24 protein-coding genes are annotated in these 24,233 nt (G+C 49.2%); 19 read left to right on the top strand and 5 right to left on the bottom strand.

The annotated features are described in order from the left end of the window. Positions 1-210 precede the first annotated feature (210 nt). From coxB to BLW37_RS12265, 19 genes are all read left to right on the top strand, one after another. Positions 211-1,587 (top strand): cytochrome c oxidase subunit II, encoded by a 1,377-nt coding sequence (gene coxB, locus BLW37_RS12355; RefSeq protein WP_091343300.1) that lies wholly within the window; start codon positions 211-213, stop codon positions 1,585-1,587. Beyond that, on the top strand, positions 1,587-3,350 hold the full coding sequence (locus BLW37_RS12350) for a cbb3-type cytochrome c oxidase subunit I (protein WP_091343298.1): 1,764 nt from the start codon (positions 1,587-1,589) through the stop codon (positions 3,348-3,350). The genes coxB and BLW37_RS12350 overlap by 1 nt, the downstream gene beginning before the upstream one ends. Then, positions 3,347-4,027, top strand: coding sequence for a cytochrome c oxidase subunit 3 (locus tag BLW37_RS12345; protein ID WP_091343297.1), 681 nt, complete (start codon positions 3,347-3,349; stop codon positions 4,025-4,027). Before BLW37_RS12350 ends, BLW37_RS12345 begins: the two co-directional genes overlap by 4 nt. A 10-nt stretch (positions 4,028-4,037) precedes the next feature. Beyond that, on the top strand, positions 4,038-4,718 hold the full coding sequence (locus BLW37_RS12340; RefSeq protein ID WP_091343295.1) for a cytochrome c oxidase subunit 3: 681 nt from the start codon (positions 4,038-4,040) through the stop codon (positions 4,716-4,718). Positions 4,719-4,726: 8 nt separating this feature from the next. Beyond that, entirely contained in the window at positions 4,727-5,050 is a 324-nt protein-coding gene (locus BLW37_RS12335) for a cytochrome C oxidase subunit IV family protein (protein WP_091343293.1), read from the top strand. Positions 5,051-5,062: 12 nt separating this feature from the next. Beyond that, a complete protein-coding gene (locus BLW37_RS12330) occupies positions 5,063-5,728 on the top strand; it encodes an SCO family protein (RefSeq protein WP_091343291.1) in 666 nt (221 codons plus the stop codon). Between the two features lie 15 nt (positions 5,729-5,743). Next, complete coding sequence (locus BLW37_RS12325; protein WP_245785725.1) at positions 5,744-6,484, top strand: substrate-binding periplasmic protein; 741 nt, start codon at positions 5,744-5,746, stop codon at positions 6,482-6,484. A gap of 75 nt (positions 6,485-6,559) precedes the next feature. Next, complete coding sequence (locus BLW37_RS12320) at positions 6,560-7,219, top strand: hypothetical protein (RefSeq protein ID WP_342744211.1); 660 nt, start codon at positions 6,560-6,562, stop codon at positions 7,217-7,219. Positions 7,220-7,280: 61 nt separating this feature from the next. Continuing rightward, positions 7,281-7,613: a cell division protein FtsB gene (ftsB, locus tag BLW37_RS12315; RefSeq protein WP_091343285.1), complete on the top strand. Its 333-nt coding sequence runs from the start codon at positions 7,281-7,283 to the stop codon at positions 7,611-7,613. Then, the gene (gene ispD / locus BLW37_RS12310) at positions 7,610-8,305 is read left to right on the top strand and encodes a 2-C-methyl-D-erythritol 4-phosphate cytidylyltransferase (protein ID WP_091343283.1); all 696 of its coding nucleotides are present in this window, start codon (positions 7,610-7,612) and stop codon (positions 8,303-8,305) included. Before ftsB ends, ispD begins: the two co-directional genes overlap by 4 nt. Further along, positions 8,302-8,784: a 2-C-methyl-D-erythritol 2,4-cyclodiphosphate synthase gene (gene ispF / locus BLW37_RS12305; RefSeq protein WP_091343281.1), complete on the top strand. Its 483-nt coding sequence runs from the start codon at positions 8,302-8,304 to the stop codon at positions 8,782-8,784. The genes ispD and ispF overlap by 4 nt, the downstream gene beginning before the upstream one ends. Continuing rightward, positions 8,784-9,836, top strand: a complete 1,053-nt coding sequence (truD, locus tag BLW37_RS12300; RefSeq protein ID WP_091343279.1) for a tRNA pseudouridine(13) synthase TruD — start codon at positions 8,784-8,786, stop codon at positions 9,834-9,836. Before ispF ends, truD begins: the two co-directional genes overlap by 1 nt. After that, positions 9,836-10,588, top strand: coding sequence for a 5'/3'-nucleotidase SurE (gene surE, locus BLW37_RS12295; protein WP_091343277.1), 753 nt, complete (start codon positions 9,836-9,838; stop codon positions 10,586-10,588). The genes truD and surE overlap by 1 nt, the downstream gene beginning before the upstream one ends. Continuing rightward, entirely contained in the window at positions 10,589-11,227 is a 639-nt protein-coding gene (locus tag BLW37_RS12290) for a protein-L-isoaspartate(D-aspartate) O-methyltransferase (protein ID WP_091343275.1), read from the top strand. Between the two features lie 27 nt (positions 11,228-11,254). After that, positions 11,255-12,142 (top strand): DUF368 domain-containing protein, encoded by an 888-nt coding sequence (locus tag BLW37_RS12285; RefSeq protein WP_091343274.1) that lies wholly within the window; start codon positions 11,255-11,257, stop codon positions 12,140-12,142. A gap of 10 nt (positions 12,143-12,152) precedes the next feature. Further along, a complete protein-coding gene (locus tag BLW37_RS12280) occupies positions 12,153-13,091 on the top strand; it encodes a peptidoglycan DD-metalloendopeptidase family protein (protein WP_091343273.1) in 939 nt (312 codons plus the stop codon). Positions 13,092-13,203: 112 nt separating this feature from the next. Continuing rightward, the gene (gene rpoS, locus BLW37_RS12275; RefSeq protein ID WP_091343734.1) at positions 13,204-14,199 is read left to right on the top strand and encodes an RNA polymerase sigma factor RpoS; all 996 of its coding nucleotides are present in this window, start codon (positions 13,204-13,206) and stop codon (positions 14,197-14,199) included. A 231-nt stretch (positions 14,200-14,430) separates the two neighbouring features. Next, positions 14,431-16,734 carry an ATP-dependent nuclease gene (locus BLW37_RS12270; RefSeq protein WP_091343271.1) on the top strand — a complete coding sequence of 768 codons (2,304 nt, stop codon included), beginning with the start codon at positions 14,431-14,433 and terminating at the stop codon, positions 16,732-16,734. Next, on the top strand, positions 16,727-18,679 hold the full coding sequence (locus BLW37_RS12265) for a UvrD-helicase domain-containing protein (protein ID WP_091343270.1): 1,953 nt from the start codon (positions 16,727-16,729) through the stop codon (positions 18,677-18,679). Before BLW37_RS12270 ends, BLW37_RS12265 begins: the two co-directional genes overlap by 8 nt. A gap of 170 nt (positions 18,680-18,849) precedes the next feature. Here the strand turns inward: BLW37_RS12265 and BLW37_RS12260 are convergent, their stop codons facing one another. From BLW37_RS12260 to mutS, 5 genes are all read right to left on the bottom strand, one after another. Further along, the gene (locus BLW37_RS12260) at positions 18,850-19,227 is read right to left on the bottom strand and encodes an ASCH domain-containing protein (RefSeq protein WP_091343268.1); all 378 of its coding nucleotides are present in this window, start codon (positions 19,225-19,227) and stop codon (positions 18,850-18,852) included. Next, positions 19,205-20,260 carry a GNAT family N-acetyltransferase gene (locus tag BLW37_RS12255; RefSeq protein ID WP_091343267.1) on the bottom strand — a complete coding sequence of 352 codons (1,056 nt, stop codon included), beginning with the start codon at positions 20,258-20,260 and terminating at the stop codon, positions 19,205-19,207. The genes BLW37_RS12260 and BLW37_RS12255 overlap by 23 nt, the downstream gene beginning before the upstream one ends. Before the next feature lie 3 nt (positions 20,261-20,263). After that, positions 20,264-20,794, bottom strand: a complete 531-nt coding sequence (locus tag BLW37_RS12250) for an ATP-binding protein (protein WP_091343265.1) — start codon at positions 20,792-20,794, stop codon at positions 20,264-20,266. A 269-nt stretch (positions 20,795-21,063) separates the two neighbouring features. Beyond that, positions 21,064-21,513 (bottom strand): nuclear transport factor 2 family protein, encoded by a 450-nt coding sequence (locus BLW37_RS12245; protein WP_171907616.1) that lies wholly within the window; start codon positions 21,511-21,513, stop codon positions 21,064-21,066. Positions 21,514-21,644: 131 nt separating this feature from the next. Further along, entirely contained in the window at positions 21,645-24,221 is a 2,577-nt protein-coding gene (mutS, locus tag BLW37_RS12240) for a DNA mismatch repair protein MutS (protein WP_091343262.1), read from the bottom strand. Positions 24,222-24,233: the final 12 nt, after the last annotated feature.

Below are 24,233 nucleotides of genomic sequence, written 5' to 3'. Positions count from 1 at the left end.
GGTTGTTGCAACTCCCACATTTTGTACAAATTTTATGCATTGGCTTGTGCACCATGCTGGTTTATGACCTATAGTGACTGTACAGACGAAAAAGTGTTCGGTTTGCAGCCATGCGCTGGCTGTACAGTTGCATACCGTGTGTTCTGATGTCCGATTCATCTGTTGAAGTAGTGTCCTGTTACTTTTGCTGATTAAAGGATTATCCGGGTTATGGCGATTGCAATCATTATCCTGCTGCTTATCATTGGTACCGTCATTTTTCACTTCATCAGCCCTTGGTATTTCACCCCACTTGCCTCCAACTGGTCTGCCATCGACAACACCGTCGAGCTGACATTCTGGATCACCGGCATCGTCTTTGTGGCGGTCAATTTATTTTTGGTGTATGTGCTGTTTCGTTACCGCAGCAGGCCGGGTCTGAAAGCCGAATATGAACCAGAGAATAAAAAACTGGAGGGGTGGTTAACGCTGGCAACAACCATTGGCATTGCCGCGATGTTGGCACCCGGGCTCTATGTTTGGGGGCAGTTTGTCAAACCGCCTGATAATGCGATACAGGTGGAAGCAGTTGGTCAGCAATGGCACTGGAGTTACCGTTTCCCCGGTGAGGATGGTGTGCTGGGCAAGGTGGATACCCGGCTAGTTCGTGAAGATAATCCCTTTGGTATAGACCCAACTGATCCAGCTGGCCAAGACGACATTCTGATTTTCAGCAATGAATTGGTGTTACCACTGGATCAACCAGTAAAAATGCTGCTGCGCTCCAAGGATGTACTGCACAATTTCACCGTGCCGCAATTTCGCGTCAAGATGGACATGGTGCCAGGTATTTCCAGTTTCTTATGGTTTACCCCAACCCGTACCGGTGTTTTCGACCTGATGTGTGAAGAACTCTGTGGCATTGGCCATTACGCCATGCGCGGACGGGTGGTGGTGAAAGAGCCCGACGAATTTAAACGTTGGCTGGCCCGCCAGGTGACCTTTGCTCAAACCCAAAGCCGTTCGGCCGGGGATGCGGCGCTTGGCCGGGCGCAGTACATGGTCTGTGCCGCTTGCCATGGTCCTCAGGGGGAGGGCAACGAAGGGCTGCATGCTCCTCGTCTGGCTGGCCAGGATCTTTGGTACCTGCAGCGGCAGCTGAAAAATTATCAGCATGGAGTTCGAGGTACGACGGAAGGTGATGTGTTTGGCGGTCAGATGATAGCTATGGCCAACCTGGTGAGTGATGAGCAAAGCATGCAGCATCTGCTGGCCTATATTGGTTCCCTCCCAGAGCCTGCCAGAGCAAAAGCGGACGGAGATCTTCGGCGTGGGCAACAGTTGTATCGCAATTGCATGCATTGTCATGGCGAACAGGCTGAGGGGAGTTTTCATATGAATGCGCCTCGGCTGGCGGGCCTGGAGCCTTGGTACCTGAGCCGACAAATAGTTTACTTCCGCGACCGGGTTCGCGGTGGTCACCCGGATGACTTTTACGGTGCCCAAATGAGCTTGCTGGTGCAGTCCCTGCGCTCGGAAGAAGACATCGATGACCTGGTCGCCTACATCAATTCATTGCAACCTGCGCAACTGGCAAGGAGAGACTGATGACACAAACAGCGATTGCCGAACATGCCGATGAGCATCATCCAACCAGCTTTGTCAGTAAGTACATTTGGAGTCAGGATCACAAAGTCATTGCCATTCAGTACAGCATCACAGCAATTTTTGTTGGCCTTGTTGCCTTAGTCCTGTCAGGGCTAATGCGGTTGCAACTAGGTTTCCCCGATCAGTTCTCATTTATCAACCCAGAGTCTTACCTGCAGTTTGTTACCATGCACGGCATGATTATGGTGGTGTATTTGCTGACCGCTTTGCTGCTGGGAGGCTTTGGCAACTACCTAATCCCACTAATGATTGGTGCCAGGGACATGGTCTTCCCGTTGCTGAATATGCTGAGCTACTGGACTTATTTGCTATCGGTTATTGTGCTGTTGGCCAGTTTTTTTGTGCCGGGCGGGCCTACTGGGGCAGGCTGGACCTTGTACCCACCGCAAGCCATTTTACCCGGTACGCCGGGGGCTGACTGGGGTATCCTGCTGATGCTGATTTCGCTCGGTATCTTTATTGTCGCCTTTACCATGGGCGGTCTGAACTATGTCTGTACGATTTTACAAGCCCGCACCAAAGGCATGACACTGATGCGGATGCCGCTGACCATCTGGGGCATTTTTGTCGCTACTGTAATGGGCTTGTTAGCGTTCCCAGCCCTGTTAGTCAGCGCCATCATGATGATGATGGACAAAGTGGTAGGCACCAGCTTCTTTATGCCGGCCATTATATCGATGGGTGAAACATTGGATCATACCGGTGGCAGCCCGATTTTGTTTCAACATCTGTTCTGGTTTTTTGGCCATCCCGAGGTCTACATTGTTGCCTTGCCAGCTTTTGGCATTGTGTCCGATATTCTTGCCACCCATGCCCGCAAAAATATTTTTGGCTACCGCATGATGGTCTGGGCCATCGTGGTGATTGGCTTGCTTAGCTTTGTGGTTTGGGCCCACCATATGTATGTCAGTGGCATGAATCCTTACTTTGGTTTCTTCTTTGCTACCACCACGTTGATTATCGCTGTGCCGACAGCGCTCAAGGTCTACAACTGGATCCTGACACTCTGGAAAGGCAACATTCAGCTGACCGTGCCGATGCTGTTTGCGATAGGCTTTATTTTTACTTTTATCCATGGCGGCTTAAGCGGCCTCTTTCTTGGCAATGTGGTCATTGACTTGCCCTTATCCGATACCTACTTTGTGGTTGGCCACTTTCATATGGTGATGGGTTTATCACCGATCCTGGTGCTGTACGCTGCCTTGTATCACTGGTTCCCGAAAGTCACTGGCCGCATGCTGCATACCGGCCTGGGCAAGATCCATTTTTGGACTACCTTAGTAGGCGCCTACTCGGTGTTTTTACCGATGCATTATCTCGGTATTCTTGGCTTGCCAAGGCGTTATTTTGGCATGGCTGGTACCGACTACATTCCGGAGTCGGCACAGCTGCTCAATGCCAATATCACCGTCGCTGCCATCATTGTGGCTGTGGTACAGCTGGTCTTTATCGTCAATGTGATCATCAGCTTACGCTCTGGACAAAAAGCACCTGCCAACCCGTGGGGGGCAACCACGCTCGAGTGGCAAACACCGGATAACCCACCCAAACATGGCAACTGGGGACCGGAAGCACCGGTTGTGTATCGCTGGGCTTATGATTTCAGCGTACCTGGCGCCAAAGATGACTTTATTCCCCAGAATGTGCCCAACAGTGCGGTGGAAGTAACCGATGCTGCTGCTTTTGCGGAGGCCGGTAAATGAGTATTTTCAGCAAATTGATGGAAAAACCCTGGCTGGCTCAGCCTGAAGGGATGGACCCCTCCCTGTTGCAGCCTGCGGCTACTTACTGGCCTGCCCGAATAGCCTTGCGGTTTTTTCTCGCGACGGTAACGGTGATTTTTTTACTCTTTATTATGACGATGCTGGGGCGCTCGCAAATGGGTGATTTTCATGCCCTGGCCGGGGAGCCCTGGCTGCCCTTTGATCGGCCGGTGCAGTTATGGTGGAACACAGGCATTTTACTGTTGAGTAGCCTGGCTATGCAGGTTGGCCTTTGGTTGGCACGCAAAGACCAATTGCAGGCTTCGTTGCTGGCAGTAATGCTGGCAGTTCTCTTTGTGTTGGGATTTATGCTGGCGCAGTGGTATGTCTGGCAACAGTTGGCACTGGCCGGTTTTGGCCTGACTACCAACCCTGCCAGCAGCTATTTTTATTTACTGACAGCAGTGCATCTGGCGCATTTGCTCGGTGGCGTGGTGGCGCTGGGAGCTTTGTTGCAGCGTTATTGGCGACAGCAGGGCAGCGATCGCATTGTGGCCAGCCTGACACTCTGTACCACTTACTGGCATTACTTGTTTGGGATCTGGCTGGTGTTGTTTGCCTTGCTGACCAGCTCGGCAGGTACCATTGATTCACTCGCTGCCTTGTGCGGCTTCTAAGGAGGAAGCGATGAGCGCTGAACCAAATCCATCGTTTTCAGACAGACCCAACGGCTGGCAGGGGGTGGTAGCTGACTGGTCGGCCGATCAGCAAGCTTTTCGAATGTCCTGGGGCAAGTTGATGATGTGGGTATTCCTACTGGGGGATACCTTTATTTTTAGTATTTTCCTGATTGCCTATATGAATGTGCGTTGGTCTGCCGCCGAAGCCTGGCCCAATGTCAGTGAAGTCTTTGCCCTGACGGTTGCCGGGCAAACGATTCCGCTGCTGCTGATTGCCATTATGACTTTCATTCTGATCACCAGTAGCGGGACCATGGCGATGGCGGTGAGCAGCGCCTATCGGGGCATGCGCAAACAGGCAGTCTGGCTGATGCTGGCGACCGCTGTGCTTGGAGCCATGTTTGTCGGCATGCAGGTGTTCGAGTGGAGCAAGCTGATAGAGGATGGGGTTCGGCCTTGGGGCAACCCGATGGGAGCCGAGCAGTTTGGCGCTGCCTTTTTTATGATCACCGGTTTCCACGGGCTCCATGTAACGGGTGGCGTGATCTATCTGCTGATCGTGGCCTGGCGTCTGCATAAAGGGCATTACGATAAAAAGGGCTATGAGATTGTCGAGATTACCGGCCTCTATTGGCATTTCGTCGACCTGGTTTGGGTGTTTATTTTTGCATTTTTCTATCTCTGGTGAGGTGAAACATGACGCAGGACGTGAATCAACAACATCCGGTCAGTATGTACCTGAAAGTTTGGGGCTGGCTGTTTGTATTGAGTTTTTTTTCTTACATGGTCGATTACATGGAGCTGCAGGGGCTATTACGCTGGAGTCTGATTTTATTTTTTATGGTGATTAAAGCCGGCGTGATTTTAAGCGTCTTTATGCATGTGAAATGGGAAAGCCTGAATCTGAAACTTTTGTTGATCATTCCCACTTTTGCCATTGTCGTTTTCATTGCTTTAATGGCCTTTGAGGGTGATTATACCTTGATGAACCGAATGCTGTACTACAGCACCGCTGACTGAGGCCAGGCCTTGATGCGCTGGAGTGTTCGACATACCTTGGTAGCGGCTATTCTGCTGGTAGTGCTGTTGGTAGCTTCGGTATTATTTTTTTTACAGCGACAGCCAGGCTCTTTGCGGTTGCAGCAGGCAGTGTTGTTGACTAACCCTCTGCCTCTGCATGACTTTGAACTTTGGGATCAGCACCGGCAGCCTGTGACCCGTGAGGATCTAAAAGGGCAATGGCACCTGCTGAGTTATGGCTTTACTTATTGCCCGGATATTTGCCCGATGACGCTGGCAAAACTTAGCCGTTTTCGACTGGAGCTAGAGCTGCAGCAACAATACGCTGATATTCAGTTATTGTTTTATACAGTGGACCCTGCTCGTGACACCCCCGAAGTTTTGCAGCAGTATCTTACATTCTTTGCAGCTGATATTCGTGGGTTGGTAGCTATTGATGGCAGTGAAAAGCACAAAAACTTTGAGCAAACATTGGCTATACTCTATGAAGCGGGTGCTGCGGATGCTTCAGATCCTATGGCTTACCAGGTAGATCATGGGGTTTTGTTGTATTTGCTGAACCCAAATGCTGAGTTACAGGCCGTGTTTACCCCAGTAAGCCGTGTGGGGGCTGTGCCGGACTTTGATCCTGAACTATTGTTTCAGGATTATTTAGCCATTCGTAGTTTTTTGCAGTAATTCAGGAGTCATGATTTGAAGGCAGTAAGAGCACTCTATTGGTTGATGCTCAGTTGGAGTTGCTGTGCGGCTGCTGATGAGCTAGTGCTCTATACCGAGCATTTTCCACCCTTTAGTTATGAGCATGATGGTGTTATTACCGGCACCAACACAGAAATTGTGCGGCGTCTGTGTGAGCGTGTGACCATCAGCTGTCGCTTTGAGCTTTATCCCTGGCGTCGAGCTTTTGAACATGCATTAGCCAATCCACAAGCAGGGCTTTACTCGACTTCCCGCAGCAAGGAGCGCGATGCCATGTTTCAGTGGGTGGGGCCGCTGGCGTATACCACTCCTTATTTGTACCGGTTAAAGAGTCGAGGCGATATCCAACTGCAGCAAGTCGAAGACGCGAAAGGTTACATGATAGCCGTGGCCCGGGGCGATGTGTTTGAAGAGTACTTTTTAGAAAAAGGTTTTCGGTATGGTCAGCATCTGCTGGACTTCGAGTCCAAGTCGGCAGCTACCCCGCTGTTTTTACAAGGGCGGGTTGATTTGATGGTATCTTCCGAACTGGTGATGCCGGTTTGGCTGGCAGATTACCATCAGACCATGGAAGTCGTTGAAGCGACGATTGCACTGGATGGGATCGCCGGTAATTTTCTGGCACTAAATCCGGATGTGCCTGTTGAGTTGGTCGAGCAGCTGCAAGCGCAGTTGGAACTGATGCGACAAAGTGGTGAGTTTGAAGCCATCGTACAAAGTTTTCAGGTGAAGTAATGTGGGCACTAACTCCACCAGGGCGTTGTTTTTTTCTTGTGCAAGCAGCTCAGCCTCCGTTACCATCACAGCATGATGAAAGATTCAACTGAACAGCCTCATTTCTGGCAGGTTTCTGGCCAGAATCAAACCTATACCGAGCTCTGCAATGCGTTGTATGAGCGCGAGTTGCTGCGCTTGTCACAGTGTCCCGCCAGTGATGTTGTTCAGTTGCCCCGTCAGCTGGCCAGCTTGCCGTTTTACATTCGCAAAGCGGCGCAGCGTATCCTTAAGGTGCAATCTCCATTGTTGTTGGACAGTCAGAATGCATCCTGGTTTGCCAGTCAGGCGGTCAGCTGTCCCTTGAACCGACAGCGACCAGATCAAATAGCCCGCTTTTTTGAAAAAGCAGCCAAACCCGGCCTGCTGGTACCTGTCTATCAGGAGCGGCTCGGCGTAGAGCGTATTTTGCTGGATGCGATCGATGAGGTCGACCTTGCCGGCCAGCGCTTACACTGCAACCAGCATGGTTGGTTTGCCTTTGCCGGTACGCCACTAAGTACTGATAATACAGATAAATTTTTGCTTCAGCCGGTTAAGGTGGTGATGACGGCGTGCTGCTGTGGTCATCAGTGGAGTAACCAAAAGCGCAGCTCGCCCCGGGCACTTAGTTTGCGTGAGTTGCTTTTGACCACAGACCTTAACTGGAAAAATTTTGCCAAACCCATCCTGCGCGCCCCGCTTGCGACCAGTTAGCCCTTCCCTCACCGCACCGAAAGCTTCATAATAACCCTATGATGAACTCTGAGCCGGTGGCATGCGGTTACTGACAATTGCCTTATTGATTTTGTTGCTGCTGCTGCAATACCGACTTTGGTTTGGGCAGCGCAGTGTCAGCGATTACCTGCAACTCACACAGCAATTAGAGCAGCAGGCATTAGCCAATGAGGAATTGGCCAAGCGCAATCGCCTGTTGTTGGCAGATGTGGATGATCTGCGGCTTGGTTTGGAAGCGATTGAAGAGCGAGCACGCAATGAACTTGGTATGATTCGCAATGATGAAATTTTCTTTCGAATTGTCACCGATAGCCCAAGCCTGAATGATCAGCGTCAGGGGATTACCTTGCCACTGCAACCGGAGCGGAGATGACGGCTTTGAGCCTGAACCGATTAGCGGCTGTGATCCCTGCCGCAGGGATTGGCAGCCGAATGAGAAGTGAGTTACCCAAGCAGTACCTCAGCTTACATGGCCGCACCATCCTGGAACACAGTGCCGCAGCCCTTCGTCAGCTACATCAAGATCTGCCTTTGGTGATTGCACTTGGTGCAGAGGACCCTTACTTTGCCAGTACCAGCCTGGTCGCAGACCCGAGGGTGCGTACCGTTGTTGGTGGCCGTGAGCGTGCTGACTCGGTGTTGGCAGCGCTTGATGCCTTGGATCCGGCTCAGTTTGACTGGGTGCTGGTGCACGATGCAGCCAGGCCGTTGCTGCATGCTACCGATTTGAAGCGCTTGTTTGATTGCTGCCAGCAAGCTGGTTACGGCGGGATTCTGGCTGCTCCGGTGCGCGATACCATGAAACGCGGTGGGCCTACCATTGACCACACCGTGGATCGCACCCGTCTCTGGCATGCGTTGACACCACAACTTTTTCCTCTGCTGCCATTAAAACAGGCACTTCGCTCAGCACTGGTTGAGAGCATAGTGGTGACCGACGAAGCCTCTGCCATGGAGCGGGCGGGGCAGTCGGTGCTTTTGGTGGAAGGTCGCAGCGACAATATCAAAGTGACCCGGCCAGAGGATCTTGCCTTGGCTGCTTTTTATCTGGAGACACAACAGTGACAGCTTTTCGCATCGGTCATGGTTTTGATGTACATGCTTTTGGAGGCGAAGGCCCGGTGACTCTGGCGGGTGTGCAAGTGGATTACCCGCAAGGACTGCTGGCCCACTCGGATGGTGATGTCGTGCTGCATGCACTGACAGATGCCATTCTGGGTGCGTTAGCGCTGGGTGATATTGGTCACCACTTTCCAGATACCGATGCTGCCTATGCCAATATCGACAGCCGTTTGTTATTGCGTCAGGTGGTGGCCACCATGCAACAGCAAGGCTGGAAATTGGGTAATCTGGACATCACCATTATGGCGCAGGCCCCCAAGATTGCACCGCATATTGCCGCCATGCGTGCCGTGATTGCTACCGATGTTCAGGCCGAGCTCAGTCAGGTCAATGTCAAGGCAACGACAACCGAGCGGTTAGGGTTTGTTGGCCGTAAAGAGGGCATTGCTGCTGAGGCTGTGGTGTTGCTGGTGGCTTGCTGATGGCTGCAAGCACTCAGGCCTGGTTGTATGGCCGGCCGCAAGCAAGAGCCAGCATTCGTAGCCAGCCCGATGATTTTGTCGTGGATGAAGAGCTCAATTTTAGCCCCAGCGGCGCAGGGGAACATCTGCTGCTTCAGATTGAGAAAATTGGCCAGAATACTCAGTATGTCGCCAGACAGCTGGCAGAGCGTACCGGCCTTAAAAACCGCGACATCAGTTTTGCCGGCCGCAAAGATCGCCATGCCATAACAAGGCAGTGGTTTTGCTTGCCCTGGCCAATCAAAGCCGAGGTGCCTTGGCAAAGCTGGCATGGCGAAGGCTACCGGATTATCCAGGTGCAGCGCCACCATCGTAAGCTGAGGCTGGGAGCCTTAAAACGCAATTACTTCCAGATCCGCTTACGTCAGGTCGATGATATTACTGCAGTGCTGAAGCGATTGGCCCAGGTGCAACAGGGCGTTCCCAATTATTATGGTGAGCAACGTTTTGGTATCGATGGGGGCAACCTGATCAAAGCGAAAGCGCTCTTTGCTGGCCATGGCATTGCCGATCGGCAGTTACGCGGACTGGTGTTGTCCGCGGCCCGCTCTTTCTTATTTAACCAGCAAGTGTCGGCGCGAATTGCTGCTGGTTATTTCAACACTCTGGTGTTGGGCGATATCGTGCAACTGGATGGCTCGGGCTCTATTTTCAGGGCTGATGAAGGGCTGGAGGCATTGCAGCTCCGTATAGAGCAAGGCGATTTGCATCCTACGGCTGCGCTCTGTGGCCTGCCTGCCGCCGAGAAATCCCAACCACAGCATCAAGCGGCCCAGCTGGAAGCTGCCTGGCTGGCTGAGCATGGCGGTTTGGTACAAGGACTGATTGATTTTCGCTTGAAAGCAGAGCGTCGCTCTATCCGGCTGGTGCCGCAGCAGCTTAGTGCGACGCAACAAGACGATACAATTTTGCTGCAATTTGCCTTGCCAACGGGTTGTTTTGCCACCAGCGTGCTGCGAGAATTGGTGCAGTACACCGATGCAGGCGCCAGCCAGCAGTATGGAGAAGACTAATGCGAATTTTGTTAAGTAATGATGATGGCGTCTATGCCAAAGGCATTCAGGTGTTGCAGCAAGCCTTATCACAAATTGCTGATGTTACAACGGTTGGGCCTGATCGTAACTGCAGTGGAGCTAGCAATTCTCTTACCCTGCTGAACCCACTTCGAACCCAGCAGTTGGATAATGGCTTTATTGCTGTCAGTGGTACCCCAACCGATTGTGTGCATCTGGCCATTAGTCAGCTTTTGGACTTTACCCCGGATTTGGTGGTGGCTGGCATCAATCATGGCGCCAATATGGGGGATGATGTGATTTATTCGGGCACGGTTGCTGCGGCGACCGAAGGCCGGCATCTAGGCCTTCCTGCCATCGCCGTGTCATTGGCCGGGCATGATGAGGAATACTTCGAAACCGCTGCCTATGTGACAGTTCAAGTGATCAGGAAATTAAAATCGCATCCGCTGCCGGCTGATCAAATCTTAAATATCAATGTACCCTCGATTCCAGTGCAACAGCTCAAAGGGGTACAAATTACCCGGCTGGGGCGCCGCCATAAAGCTGAAACCATGACCAAGGCACGCGACCCCTGGGGACGCGATATCTATTGGTATGGCTCTTTAGGGCCAGAGCTCGATGCTGGCCCTGGTACTGATTTTTATGCCATTGCCAATGGCTATGCTTCGATTACACCTATTCATGTCGATATGTCTGCTTATAAAAGCATGGAACAACTTAGTCAGTGGTTAGAAGGAATTCAGTTGTAAATGGCTGTAGCAACCCAACGCAGCGCCAGTGTGCTGGCGCAAAAGCTTCAAAGCGAAGGCATTGGTAATCAGCAGGTGATCATGGCTATCGCTAACACGCCGCGTCATTTGTTTGTTGAAACCGTGCTGGCGCACAAAGCCTATGAAAATACGGCATTGCCAATTGGTCATGGCCAAACGATTTCACAGCCTTACATTGTCGCCCGTATGACCGAACTATTGCTGGCTGGTGGTAAACACCAGCATGTGCTCGAGATTGGCACCGGCTCCGGTTATCAGACCGCAGTGCTGGCTCAGTTGTTTGATCGGGTATGCAGCGTGGAACGCATTAAAAGTTTGCAGTTCCAGGCCAAGCGCAGACTACAACAGCTCGATTTGCACAATGTATCCATGAAACATGGTGATGGCTGGCAGGGCTGGCCCAGTAAGGCTCCTTTTGATTGCATTCTGGTAACGGCTGCACCCAGTGCAGTGCCCCAGGCCCTGTTGCAGCAACTTAGTGACGGGGGACGGTTGGTGATCCCCGTCGGCACCGATGAGCAGATGCTCCGGGTAATCAGTCGCCAGGGCGATGAGTTTGTGGAAGAAAATGTCGAAGCGGTTCGCTTTGTACCTTTGGTGCCAGGTGAACTGGCCTAAGTAAACTGTGAATCACAGGGTGTGGTGATGTCCTATTTTATGGTGTGGTGTAAAGGATTGCTGATGGGGGCTGCCGATATCGTACCCGGTGTTTCCGGGGGGACTTTGGCGTTGCTGCTGGGGATTTATGAGCGGCTGATCAAGGCTATTCGCTCGGTGGATCACCACGCCATTGGCATGGTGCTGCAAGGAAAGTTGAACGCTGCCTGGCAACACATGGATGGTACTTTTTTACTGTGTCTTTTCAGTGGTATTTTACTCAGTGTCTTTTTATTGGCTAATGGCGTGAGTTGGATGCTGGCCCATCAGCCGGTATTGCTATGGGCGCTGTTCTTTGGCTTGATTCTGTCTGCTTTGCCGCATTTATGCTTCAAGTTAAATTGGAACCGCTCACGGTTGGCCTTGCTAATGGTTGGCGTTGGTATTGCCCTGGCCATTGGCCGCCTGCAGCCGGTAGAGCTGGAGCCTGAGCTGTGGATGTATTTTGTCGCTGGCGCCATCGCCATTTGTGCGATGATTTTACCGGGGATTTCAGGGAGTTTTATTTTGTTGTTGCTGGGCATGTATGCGCCTGTTTTGCTGGCAGTAACAGAGTTACACCTCGTACCGCTGGCGCTCTTTGCCAGTGGTTGTGCAGTGGGACTGCTTAGTTTTTCTCGCTTGCTCTCCTGTTTACTGGCGCGTTACCATGATGCGACTCTGGCGCTGTTGATTGGTGTGGTGATAGGTGCTATGTACCGGGTTTGGCCCTGGCAGCTTGCTGGTGAGCCTGTTAGCTTTGCCACTTACGCTCAGCAAAACGGATCCTTGCAGTTGGGCTGGGCAGTGTTGTTGGCTGTCGTTGGGATCCTGTTGATGCAGGGCATGCTTCGCCTGGAGCGCCAGCAAGATAGTCGTGATGATGTAAGCAATTAATGAGGCGGCGATGAGTGCACCGAGTGCCCCAGTCAGACGCAAAGGCAACCCCGCTTGTTCGTCGGGTCTTTGTGGCTTTTTGGTGGTTATTCTGCTTAGTGCATTGCTGATCGGTTGCGCCAAACGCTCGGCACCGGCACCGGTTGCCAGTTTAGCCGTACAACCAGCCCAGGCATCGCGGGGCAGTATCACCACCGATACCTATCAAGTGCAACGAGGTGACACTCTTTACTCCATTGCTTTTCGAGCCGGCCAGGATTTCCGTGAGTTGGCCAGGCGCAATCAAATCACAGCACCCTACATTATTCATCCGGGCCAGCAGCTGCGTATGACCGGAACAGCTCCGGCTGCGCGAGCTAGCACGGCAACAGCACCTGCAACCTCAGTACCTGCAACAAGAGCAGCGCAACCAGCTCCGGTAACCACCCAACCAGCCACACCAGCCCCGGCAACACCAAGAGCTCAGACCAATCCAAGCCCACCGGCAAAATCGGTTGCACCGCGTCCGCAAACGGGTTATGTTCATAATAGATCAGCACAAAACCCAGAAAAAACCGAGCACAATACCTCAGCATCTGGTCGATTGCAATGGCAGTGGCCGGTCAGAGGGACCATTCTGGCGCGTTTTTCGCATCAGGAGCATGGCAGCAAGGGCATCAAGATCGCAGGTAATGAAGGCCAGCGTATCAATGCAGCAGCAGCAGGGCAGGTGGTCTATGCCGGTAACGCGCTGAGGGGGTATGGCAATTTAATCATTATTAAACACAATGATGATTATCTGAGTGCCTATGCTCACAACAGCCGATTACTGGTGCGGGAGCAACAGCGGGTGGAGGCTGGACAGCACATTGCCGACATGGGCAGTACTGAAGCAAGTCGTACGCAGTTGCATTTCGAAATTCGTTTTCGAGGGCAATCGGTCGACCCGCTGCAGTTTTTGCCAAAGTAACATACGAAAAACAACATCATAACAACAGACGTCCAGAAGGACGCATTGATGGTCAGCAACCAGGAGCCGGTCTGTCTGTACCAAATGTACCCTTTAGATGTGGGAGAAGGATATGGGATCCAAGGCAATAAATGAGCGTAATGATAGCAGCAATGATGATGTAAATGACGAATTGTCTTTGATGGACGATACAGATGAGCCAGATGCTGCCGCCCTTGCCGAAGACAATGATACTGATACCGACGATATCTTTGCGCGCGATGATAGCTACCGTGCCTTAGATGCCACTCAGATGTACTTGGGCGAAATTGGTTTTTCGCCCTTATTAAGTGCCGAGGAAGAAGTTTACTTTTCGCGGCTGGCGCTCAAGGGCGATGAAGCTGCCCGCAAACGCATGATAGAAAGCAATTTACGGCTGGTGGTGAAAATTGCTCGTCGCTACATCAACCGGGGCCTGGCTTTGCTGGATCTGATTGAAGAAGGCAACCTTGGTTTGATCCGCGCGGTGGAGAAATTCGACCCTGAGCGCGGTTTTCGCTTTTCAACCTACGCCACCTGGTGGATCCGCCAAACCATAGAGCGGGCCATTATGAACCAGACCCGCACCATCCGTTTGCCAATTCATGTGGTGAAAGAGCTCAATATCTATTTGCGAGCGGCCCGGGAGCTTTCGCAAAAGCTGGATCATGAGCCGACTGCCGAAGAAATTGCCGCCGCGCTGGACAAACCGGTGGAAGAAGTCAGCAAGATGCTTAAGCTCAACGAACGTATTACTTCCGTGGATGGTTTGGCGGCAGGTTCGTCCGATAAACAGTTGCTCGATGTGATTGCAGATGACAAAGAGCTGGGGCCGGAAATCGAACTGCAGGATCAGGACATTAAGCAGCACCTGGTGCAATGGCTGGATGAACTGAACCCGAAGCAACGTGAAGTGCTGGCGCGTCGTTTCGGTTTGCTGGGTTATGAGCCATCCACGCTGGAAGATGTCGGCCACGAAATAGGCTTAACTCGCGAGCGGGTGCGGCAAATACAGGTCGAGGCCTTGCGACGGTTAAAGGAAATCGTGACCCATCAGGGTCTGAATATCGAGACCCTGTTCCAGGATTAAGATATTTGGTTAAAAAAAGCGCCCGAGGGCGCTTTTTTATTGGGTTTCGCTAGTGTAGTTAATTCTGGCTATCTTGTCCAAGCGATTAATTTTTCCAAGGTTAATATTATTGTTTTTAACCATTATAAATAGGCCTTCATTACAAAATACATCTATCCCGTATTAGGACAAAACGATAGATATACCCACTGATCTGCGATAAATTAACTAAACTGACAGGGAGGGGTAACTTTGCATCTACATTCTTATCGTTTAAAAAATTTCCGCCGTTTGAAAGACGCTCATATCGAACTAGCTAAAGATATTTCAATTTTTGTCGGCTCGAATAATAGCGGTAAAACCTCATCAACACAGGCTATACAGGCTTTTGTCAGTGGAAAGATTGACAGATTTAGTCTGTATGATTTTAATGCTTCGTGCTGGCAAGAGATGGATACTGCAGGAAATCTCGATTTAGAGGGTGCAATTCCGGATAGCTTTGTACTTCCGAGCATCGATCTGGATCTCTGGTTTGAGGTAGCTGCTGAAGACCTATATTTGCTCATACCATTACTTCCAAGCACTTCATGGGAGGGAACAGAAGTGGGTATACGAGTTTCTTTGGCTGCCCGCTCGCCTCTCGATTTAGTTCGAAACTATCAACGAGCGAAGGCCCTGAGTGCTGGTTTTCTAGATGGATTGCCACCAGAAACATCGTATCTTCCATGGCCTAAGTCCCTGACAGACTATTTGCATCGTGAAATGAAAAGTGAGTATGAACTGCGTTATTTCATATTAGACAGAGCACAGTTTGACAAAGATTTTAGGGAAATAGGTGATTATGTTCCTGACGAGTTATTCGGTGAACCAAGCGGCGGGTCTATTCTCAGGTCGCTTATTCAAGTCGACAACTTAGGGGCTCAGAGACACCTTTCTGATCCAAATTCAGAAGTGGGTGGACGCTCTGAAGATCTTTCCAAGCGCTTAAGTCGTTTTTATAAGCGTAACCTTGATCAAAGACAAGATGATCACTCAGCTCTAAAAGCACTATTTGATTCAGAACAAGCTTTAAATACACACTTGGATAAAGTGTTCGCGCCGTTACTACATAAACTTGCTGATCTGGGTTATCCAGGACTAAATAACCCTCGATTGACGATTAAGTCGGCGCTGGATCCTTCACATATAATGAGCCAAGATTCGCGGGTCCACTATCTGCTCGGAGACGATATAAACGCAGCCACACTCCCAGATAGTTATAATGGTTTAGGATTCAAAAACCTAATCTACATGGTTGTGGAAATTCTTGATGCTCAAGCACGATGGGTTTCGATGGATAACCGACCTCCTTTGCATCTTATTTTTGTCGAAGAACCTGAGGCGCATTTACATGCACAGCTCCAACAAGTCTTCATCCGTAATATTCTTGGTCTTTTAAATATAGACGGTGATGATGGGAGTATTTTTAATAGTCAAATGGTTATCACAACACACTCACCGCACATTCTGTACGAGCGAGGTTTTAAACCGATCCGCTATTTTAGGCGGAAAAATGTCGATCATGAACAGGTGACAGAAGTCCTAAATCTATCAGCGTTTTACCAAAGCCAGCCAGATGACCGTGATTTCTTGGAGCGTTACCTTAAACTGACTCACTGTGATCTCTTCTTCTCCGACGCAGCTATTCTCGTAGAGGGCAACGTAGAAAGATTACTTTTACCAGTAATGATACAAAAGGTAGCTAAATCACTTCGTTCTGCATGTTTATGTATCTTGGAGGTTGGCGGAGCTTTTGGGCACCGCTTCCAATTACTAATTGAATTTCTAGGTCTGACAACTCTGATTATTACGGATATAGATAGTGTGGCTCTCTTGCCTCAGGCATCTACAGAAACGCCTGATGAAGAAAGTGAAGATATTGAAGAATTTGATGTTCCAGAATATACCCCAGAAGAAACTGCTGCGCAGCAGCAGAGCGGACAAGGTACTCCACTTCTGATTACAAAAAAATACGGGAAGGCATGTTTACCGAATACGCCGGGAGCCGCCACTTCAAATCAGACACTCATTAAATGGCTGCCCCAGAAGAAAACCATTGAAGACTTACTTAATGTTTCAGACGCCGACAAAACCCACGAATTTGGTAATGATGCGAAAGTTCGCGTGGTTTATCAGATCCCTAGGGATGTTAATTGGAATGGTACAACAGAATTCCTGTGTGGACGTACACTTGAGGAAGATTTTGGCCTTGAGAACGCTGAATGGTGCCAAGCAGCTGAAAGGAAGTCGCTTGGCTTGTGTGTCAAAGGAGAAGTTGCTACTCCGGCATCTCTTGCTGCAGGTCTTCATAAAAAAGTTTCAAGTAAGAGCTTTGACAAGACGAAATTCGCTTTAGTCTTACTTACTGAAAATGAGAATACATGGAATGTGCCGAAGTACATTCATGAAGGACTTGATTGGCTGAAAAATGAAATCCGCATCGAGCTTGAGAATGAGTTGATTAATGTCGATCCAGAAGGTGAAAATCTCGAAATAGGGGGTACTCTAGATGAGTAGTCGGGCTAACAAGCCTGATACTCAGGCAGATATTGAATTACGACACTGTATTGCATCGAAGCCACCCAAAAGCTTCATTATGAAGGCGGGTGCGGGGTCGGGGAAAACTACCTCTTTAATTAAAGGCTTATCAGCAGTAATTCAAATACACGGCGACAATCTTAGAAGAACACGTCAACGAGTTGCTTGTATTACATATACTGACATTGCAGCTGGTGAGATATGGCGTGATGTTGGTAGTGATCCACTAGTTCACGTTTCTACAATACACAGCTTTATGTGGTTGCTAGCAAAACCTTTTCAAAAAGACATCCGTGATTGGGTATCGGCCAGAATAACTGAAAAAATTAGAGGGATCGAAGAAAAGCAGGCAAGTTATGGACCAAGGGTCCAACAACGCACAAAGGACAAAGATGCGCGGGATATTGTCCGACTACGTCGGCAGTTAGAGCGAATATCCGATGTCAAAACTTTTCGATATGGTACTGGCAGCAAATATGGAAAAGGTATTCTTGGGCACGATGATATTTTAAAGCTTGGAACCTATTTGATTTGTGAACGTCCATTATTTCAAACACTCCTCGCTAGACAATTTCCTTTTGTCTTTGTCGATGAAAGCCAAGATACAACTGCTGAGGTTGTAGATGCTTTGAAGCTCGCCCAGCGGGATTCAGGAGCACCATTTTGTCTTGGTTTTTTTGGTGATCCAATGCAAAGGATATACGTCACAGGGTCTGGCCTAGTTGAGCCTGAGTCAGATTGGGTGGATATTCCGAAGCCAGAGAATTACAGGTGTTCATTGAAGGTCTTGAGTCTCGCCAATGCAATCCGCCGAGATGGCGATGATCTTGTTCAGGTCCCAGGCAAACGATTAAATAAGGAAGGTATTATCACGTCCACGCCTGAAGGTTCAGCTCATCTTTTTATCTTGCCAGCTGACAACTCTCGAGATGTGAACCTTAGCCTTGTAAGACAATGGATGGCTACTAACACAGGTGATGATTTGTGGTGCCCCGGCAGTGATGACCAAAATCGGGTAAAACTATTAGTTATTGTCCACCAAATGGCAGCTAAACGGCTGGGGTTTGGGGAACTTTACTCAGCTCTAAATTCAAAAGCACCTTCAGCATTTAAAGATGGATTTTTAGATGGCACCGCATGGCCCCTATCACCATTTATGAAGTTTCTGGTTCCAATCGCAATAGCAAATCATAGTGGTCATCAACTTGAAGTTATGCGGTTATTACGAACTTATTCACCTCAGCTTGAAGATGCGGCTGTTGCTGCCGCGAAAATATCAGATCGTTTGAAATCCCTTGGAAAGCTCGTCGCATCGATTACGGCAGGAGTTTTCGGTGAATCAAATACAACTATTGGCGATCTTTTAAGATTGGTTTACAACACAGAGTTACTGTTGCTTGACCCTAGGTTGACATCTTACTTAGATCCTAGTGCCGTTATTGAGGTGCAAGAAACTCCTGTACAGGATGAAAATGACGAAGATGAACAGGAAGAAGATGAATCCGAAAAGGAATTCATGGCAATGCAAGCATTTTTGTCCTGTCCAGCGAACCAGTTGTTGGCGTACCAGAACTATATTATGGAGAGGTCACCTTTCTGGACGCAGCAAGGTATCAAAGGTGCTGAGTTTGAAAGAGTATTAGTAGTCTTGGATGACGCTGAGAGCACACACTCCCAGTTTTCTTATGAAAAATATTTACGCTTGAAGGAGCCTTCAGATAGAGACATCGAAAACCTGAAGGCAGGATTAGAAACAACAATCGATAGAACGCGTCGTCTTTTCTACGTAAGTTGCACCCGAGCCTTGAAGGACTTGGCAGTGATTCTATTTACTGAGAACCCTTCTCGCGCAGAGCCGGTATTACGTCAACTTAATCTGTTTGAAAGTGACTCAATCCATACACTATCTGCCCTACAAGAATAGTATTAGGTGAAACAAATGGTGACTTCGTTAAGACCGACAGAATACAATCCGGTTTGAAAAATCTGTTGTGAATACACCTGAAAGAGCATGAGTTTAATATATTAAACTCATGCTCTAGGGGAGCGTTGTTATATATAAATAAGGAGGACACTAGCTCTCTTTTTCATGGATTAGGCCGGTAGATATCTATATGATTGCGGAGCCGTGATGTTCTCGCCAAGCTCACTTAAACACAAGGGACGCTCATATTTAACCACGTTTCCTACTTTAATTGCTGTGCCTCTTTCTCTTCCAGAGTAATACTCATCAAAAAACTGCTTTGTAATACCTGCGGCCTTCTCTGTTCGATGCCACAGAAGTTCAAGATGGTCAGATATGACATCTTCGATGTCAAACTCACCAACAACTTTACCTACTGGCATCGTTGAATACACAACAACTGTTTTAACATCATCCCTTTTAAATGTATTTTTCCTGAACTCAAACTTTTTTGAGCCCTCAAGAATTTTGTCTACAAACTCTGGCTTAATCGACAATAAGACTTTCATTAATTCCTCCCAAACTAGCAATATGCCTAAACTGCTGGTTCGTCAGCTGCATCGCCCCCCAGTATTCGCCTTCATTTAAGCCAACTTCGTCCAAAAGGTGGCCTCGTGTGATGCGCCTACAAAGAGCAGCATTATAAGTAAACCTGATAACATGACAGTATCTTTTTTCATGATATATCTGCATCAGCTCGTCATTTGTAAAAACAGAATAGGGTGAGCAATACGCCAAAAATGCCTGTAGTGATTCGAATTCTCTGATATTTCTGTACTCCTCGACAACTCCAATCGAAGTCGCCACCGAACGAAACCGAGCGAGCCTCGGTTTGTCTGAAGTTCGGTATAAAATGAGGTTGTCTCCTGGTCTAAATGACGACACTAGATCCATACCACAAATATATATTTTATGAATACTATTTGTGTGTGAAACGTCCTGGATGACATCGTGAGTTTCATTGTTCAAAATAGAATCAGGGAGCATTCTCGAGTGGAACTGAGGGTAAATAGACAATAGGTATGATCTCGATTGACCTAGTTTAACAAAAGGGTAACTGCTAAGTGTTGAGCCAAGCTGGTTTCGCATAGATCGAACCATGACCGATTCAGTTCCATTTAGGGTGCTTTTTACACCATGAACTGTAAACCCATATTTTGCAAATAGATTTCTTAGATAGTGGTGTTTATCAAATACTGTCACATAAATGCTGTCAACGTTTTGTGACAATGCATGATCAAAAATCTTTTTAATGAATTTTTCTCCACGGCGCGTTCCTTGCGAATTGAACTTAAAAGTACCAACTTTCAAATATCTGCCTGGAGATAAGTTAGGAGATACATCCGTTATTGGACCAAGCTCGTTTTTCAAGTACATGAATCCATCGACAGCAGGTCCATTTACTAGCACGTAGGCAAATTCATTTTGCTCTGATTTTCGTGAAAACCAAGTAGGAAACTCGGCATAATCAGCTCTTAATGTATCAAAAAAAGAGTCTTGTAGATTAATTTCTCTGAAAGGCAAATAGTGAAGGCTTTCCATGGCTTACTCCAGATGTTCACTGATAAATTTTGTCAGTTCTCTCACGTCGTTATTGGTATTTTGCAGAAAAAGAGGGATATTTAGCCGTTCAGCTATAACTTTTGCATGTGCAATCTCGCTGTGGTTCAAGGTTTCATAAGCAGATTTGTCATGCCGTATCCCATCTCTAGTGGCAATTCTTTCAAGTACTACGTTGACATCACAAGTGACAACACAAATGGCTGTAAGTCCCATAGATGCAAAAGTTGCGGCTGGTACTAATTGCACGTTGTGGTCCGAATCAAACAATGCAAAGTGACCATCTAACAGAAAACAAGGCTCACTTACGAACTCATCTATAGCGGAAAGCAAAACGTCTTGGTTTTTTGATACATCAGTTACAGTCTTATCTTTCTTAAAGAGTCCCTCATTAGCATTTTTTATCAACTGACTAGCTGAGTAGTGAGGGATTTGCAAGTTAGAAACCAATTTGCTACACAGTGTTGATTTTCCTGCCCCATGAATGCCACCAATAAATATTACTTCCCTTTTCATAACTGTATTTCCATATACTAATTCAGCAAGTATATAACACTAGAGTTCATGCTATTGTCAAATACTTCGCCAGAGGGTCGTGCAGGATATGGGTACATACGACGTGATGAACATTTTTAATGTCAGGCAATTAATACTGCGATAACCTTGTCAGTACTATTTATTCAGCCCAAAAGTGAACATCATTTCTGGTTTTAAGTGAACAGCCATTGTGCAACAGCTACATAATAGCGTTGCATAACTCGTTTGACTATTTCAGCTGTGGCGGCTTAATGGTCATAACTCATTATCCGGGTAATTTGCCATTGCGTCTCTTGCAGTTGCCAGATATGCAAAAACTTAAACACTCCGCAGTCTGGGGCTCCATCGTGTCCGGTGTGGCAGAATTTGTGGCGGCCAGTCTGAATGGCGCCGTAGTTTGGGATTGGGTAAACCTCGGTGTGCTCAGGTAGTAATTCCCGTCTCAGATCCGTACCACTATTAAACATACTCTCAGTTGACTTCAGATTTTGCTGATAATTCGTCAGACCACTTTTGTCATGATAAAACTCCAAATCTTCGCTGAGTAGGGCTTTAAAGACTTCTAGCTCACGTTGATTAAAAGCATCAAACAGCTTTTTGTCCAGATTAAGAATGGTTGTGGTGAGATCATCTTGTTCTGCATGAGCCAATACCTGAGCACTCAGCAGCATGGCCGTTATGATAAAAAGGCGCAACATAATACTTTCCCGTACTGATATCTGTAGAAGAAAACAGCATGACAAACGGAGAAGGGTTGAGCAAATTGAAGATGTTACAAGGTGTGGCCTTTGCAACATCTTCACTGTTTTGAAAGGTTTAATAGAACTGCTTAGTCTCTTAGTTGTGCTTGCAGTTGATACAGCAACTCCAGCGCCTGACGGGCGCTGAGATCATCCGGGTTCAGGCTGCGCAGTTGTTGCAGCACCGGATGCTCCGGGGTTAGCAGATCCAGTTGTGCCGATGCAGCTTGCGGGCTGTGGTTGGTTTGAGCTGGTTCGGCCTGCTCCAGTTGCAGCAGCTTACGCCGTGCCTGCTGGATCACGATTTTGGGTACACCAGCCAGTTGTGCCACCTGCAAGCCAAAGCTTTTACTGGCAGCTCCTTCTTGCACATGGTGCATAAAGGCGATGGTATCGCCGTGCTCGACTGCATCGAAATGCACATTGGCCAGGCCTTCCAGCTCATCGGCCAGTTGGGTCAGTTCAAAGTAGTGAGTGGCGAACAAGGTCATGGCTTTTAGTTGCTGCGCCAGGTAGTCAGCGCAGGCCCAGGCCAGCGACAAACCATCGTAGGTACTGGTACCACGACCTACTTCATCCATCAGCACCAGGCTGTTGGGGGTGGCGTGATGCAAGATGGTGGCGGTTTCGGTCATCTCCACCATAAAGGTGGAGCGGCCGGAGGCAAGATCATCCGATGCGCCAACCCGGGTAAAAATACGATCAATCGGTCCTATCACTGCCCGTTCAGCGGGCACATAACTGCCAATGGCGGCCATCAGCACAATCAGGGCAGTCTGACGCATATAGGTCGATTTACCGCCCATATTGGGCCCGGTAATCAGCAGCATACGTCGTTTGGGGGAGAGCTGCAGTGGATTGGCAATAAAAGGTTCCCGCATCACCTGCTCGACCACCGGATGGCGCCCTTGCTCAATCTGGATACCGGTGGCGGGCTGCAACTCGGGTTTTTGGTAATCCAGTACATCGGCCCGTTCAGCAAAGGTGCTCAGCACATCCAGTTGCGCCAGGCTAGTCGCCAGTTGCTGCAGCTGTGCCAGTTGCGGCAGTACCTGGTCAAACAGGGCCTCGTAAAGCTGCTTCTCCAGTGCCAGGGCTTTGCTTTGGCTGCCCAGTACTTTGTCTTCGTATTCTTTCAGCTCCGGAATAATAAAACGCTCGTTGTTTTTCAGAGTCTGACGGCGAATGTAGTCTGCCGGCACTTTGTGATCCGAGCCGCGGCCAATTTCAATATAGTAGCCATGCACCCGGTTAAAACCAACCTTGAGCGAGCTGATGCCGGTACGCTCTTTTTCGCGGCTTTCAAGTTGTTGCAGGTAATCGGTGGCACCGGTCGCCAGCGCCCGCCAGTGATCGAGTTCCTCATGATAACCCGGTGCTATCACGCCGCCATCCCGGATCAATACTGGTGGCTGGTCAATAATGGCACGCTGCAGTAAAGCGCACAACTCTGGCAGCGGTTGGGCGTGGTTGGCCAGCTCACTGAGCAAAGGGCTTTGCCAGCTGCTGGCCAAAGGCCGCAACTCCGGCAGTTGCTGCAGCGCCTGCCGAAGCCGGGCAAAATCGCGAGGCCGGGCTGAACGTAAGGCAATGCGGGCGATGACTCGCTCGATATCCCCTATTTGCTTGAGTTGCGGCTGTAGCTCGGGATAGCCATCTGCCAGCTCAGTGACCGCCTGCAAGCGCTGTTCTATGCGCTGTTGTTGGCGCAGTGGCGCATGGATCCAACGCTGCAATAAACGGGAACCCATGGCGGTCTGGGTTTGATCCAATACATCCAGCAGGGTATGTTCGCGGCCACCAGCCAGATTTTGCGTTAGTTCCAGGTTGCGCCTGGTGGCCGCATCCAGCACGATGTAGTCATCGCTTTGCTCTTTGGCGATGGCACGGATATGTGGCAACTGGCTGCGCTGAGTATCTTTGACGTATTGCATCAGGCAACCGGCAGCCATCAAACCAACAGGCGCATCCTCCACCCCAAAACTCAATAAGTCATTGGTACCAAACTGCTGGCACAATAAGCGCCGGGCGGTTTCCGCTTCAAACTCCCACACCGGGCGGCGCCGGCAGCTGCAGCGCGTTGGTAATAAGTGTTGGGAGGATAACGCTTCGCTGTACAGCAGCTCAGCCGGTTGCAATCGTTGCAATAAAGCCTGTACATCACTTTCATGGCTTAATTGCTGCAGTAAAAAGCGGCCACTGCTAAGATCGAGCCAGGCCAGACCAAAATGGTCTTTATGCTGCACCAGACTGCACAATAGGGTATCGCGCCGCTCTTGCAGCAAAGCCTCATCGGTCACTGTACCCGGGGTGACAATCCTTACCACCTGGCGTTCAACCGGGCCTTTGCTGGTGGCTGGATCACCGATTTGTTCACAAATGGCTACCGATTCACCTAGCTGAACCAAACGAGCCAGGTAGGATTCGACCGCATGATAAGGCACACCAGCCATCGGAATAGGCTGGCCGCCACTTTGGCCGCGTTTGGTCAGCGAAATATCCAACAACCGGGCAGCTTTTTTGGCATCGTCATAAAATAGCTCGTAAAAATCACCCATGCGGTAAAACAGCAGAATATCCGGGTGCTGGGCTTTTAACCCCAGATATTGTTGCATCATCGGGGTATGGGTACTGGCAGCTTGCCCCAGGGCGGTGGTGGACGGCATAATGGTGTCAAA

Origin of the sequence: Alkalimonas amylolytica (assembly GCF_900107845.1) — a bacterium.
GTDB classification, from domain to species: Bacteria; Pseudomonadota; Gammaproteobacteria; order Enterobacterales; family Alteromonadaceae; genus Alkalimonas; species Alkalimonas amylolytica.
The sequence above is the reverse complement of the archived record's forward strand: the minus strand, read 5'-3'. Positions and strand labels throughout refer to the sequence as shown.

Coding starts and splice junctions, on each gene's coding strand:
- coxB (WP_091343300.1), top strand. CDS start 211: ATGGCGATTGCAATCATTATCCTGCTGCTTATCATTGGTACCGTCATT.
- BLW37_RS12350 (WP_091343298.1), top strand. CDS start 1,587: ATGACACAAACAGCGATTGCCGAACATGCCGATGAGCATCATCCAACC.
- BLW37_RS12345 (WP_091343297.1), top strand. CDS start 3,347: ATGAGTATTTTCAGCAAATTGATGGAAAAACCCTGGCTGGCTCAGCCT.
- BLW37_RS12340 (WP_091343295.1), top strand. CDS start 4,038: ATGAGCGCTGAACCAAATCCATCGTTTTCAGACAGACCCAACGGCTGG.
- BLW37_RS12335 (WP_091343293.1), top strand. CDS start 4,727: ATGACGCAGGACGTGAATCAACAACATCCGGTCAGTATGTACCTGAAA.
- BLW37_RS12330 (WP_091343291.1), top strand. CDS start 5,063: ATGCGCTGGAGTGTTCGACATACCTTGGTAGCGGCTATTCTGCTGGTA.
- BLW37_RS12320 (WP_342744211.1), top strand. CDS start 6,560: ATGAAAGATTCAACTGAACAGCCTCATTTCTGGCAGGTTTCTGGCCAG.
- ftsB (WP_091343285.1), top strand. CDS start 7,281: ATGCGGTTACTGACAATTGCCTTATTGATTTTGTTGCTGCTGCTGCAA.
- ispD (WP_091343283.1), top strand. CDS start 7,610: ATGACGGCTTTGAGCCTGAACCGATTAGCGGCTGTGATCCCTGCCGCA.
- truD (WP_091343279.1), top strand. CDS start 8,784: ATGGCTGCAAGCACTCAGGCCTGGTTGTATGGCCGGCCGCAAGCAAGA.
- surE (WP_091343277.1), top strand. CDS start 9,836: ATGCGAATTTTGTTAAGTAATGATGATGGCGTCTATGCCAAAGGCATT.
- BLW37_RS12290 (WP_091343275.1), top strand. CDS start 10,589: ATGGCTGTAGCAACCCAACGCAGCGCCAGTGTGCTGGCGCAAAAGCTT.
- BLW37_RS12285 (WP_091343274.1), top strand. CDS start 11,255: ATGTCCTATTTTATGGTGTGGTGTAAAGGATTGCTGATGGGGGCTGCC.
- BLW37_RS12280 (WP_091343273.1), top strand. CDS start 12,153: ATGAGTGCACCGAGTGCCCCAGTCAGACGCAAAGGCAACCCCGCTTGT.
- rpoS (WP_091343734.1), top strand. CDS start 13,204: ATGGGATCCAAGGCAATAAATGAGCGTAATGATAGCAGCAATGATGAT.
- BLW37_RS12265 (WP_091343270.1), top strand. CDS start 16,727: ATGAGTAGTCGGGCTAACAAGCCTGATACTCAGGCAGATATTGAATTA.
- BLW37_RS12260 (WP_091343268.1), bottom strand. CDS start 19,227: ATGAAAGTCTTATTGTCGATTAAGCCAGAGTTTGTAGACAAAATTCTT.
- BLW37_RS12255 (WP_091343267.1), bottom strand. CDS start 20,260: ATGGAAAGCCTTCACTATTTGCCTTTCAGAGAAATTAATCTACAAGAC.
- BLW37_RS12250 (WP_091343265.1), bottom strand. CDS start 20,794: ATGAAAAGGGAAGTAATATTTATTGGTGGCATTCATGGGGCAGGAAAA.
- BLW37_RS12245 (WP_171907616.1), bottom strand. CDS start 21,513: ATGTTGCGCCTTTTTATCATAACGGCCATGCTGCTGAGTGCTCAGGTA.
- mutS (WP_091343262.1), bottom strand. CDS start 24,221: ATGCCGTCCACCACCGCCCTGGGGCAAGCTGCCAGTACCCATACCCCG.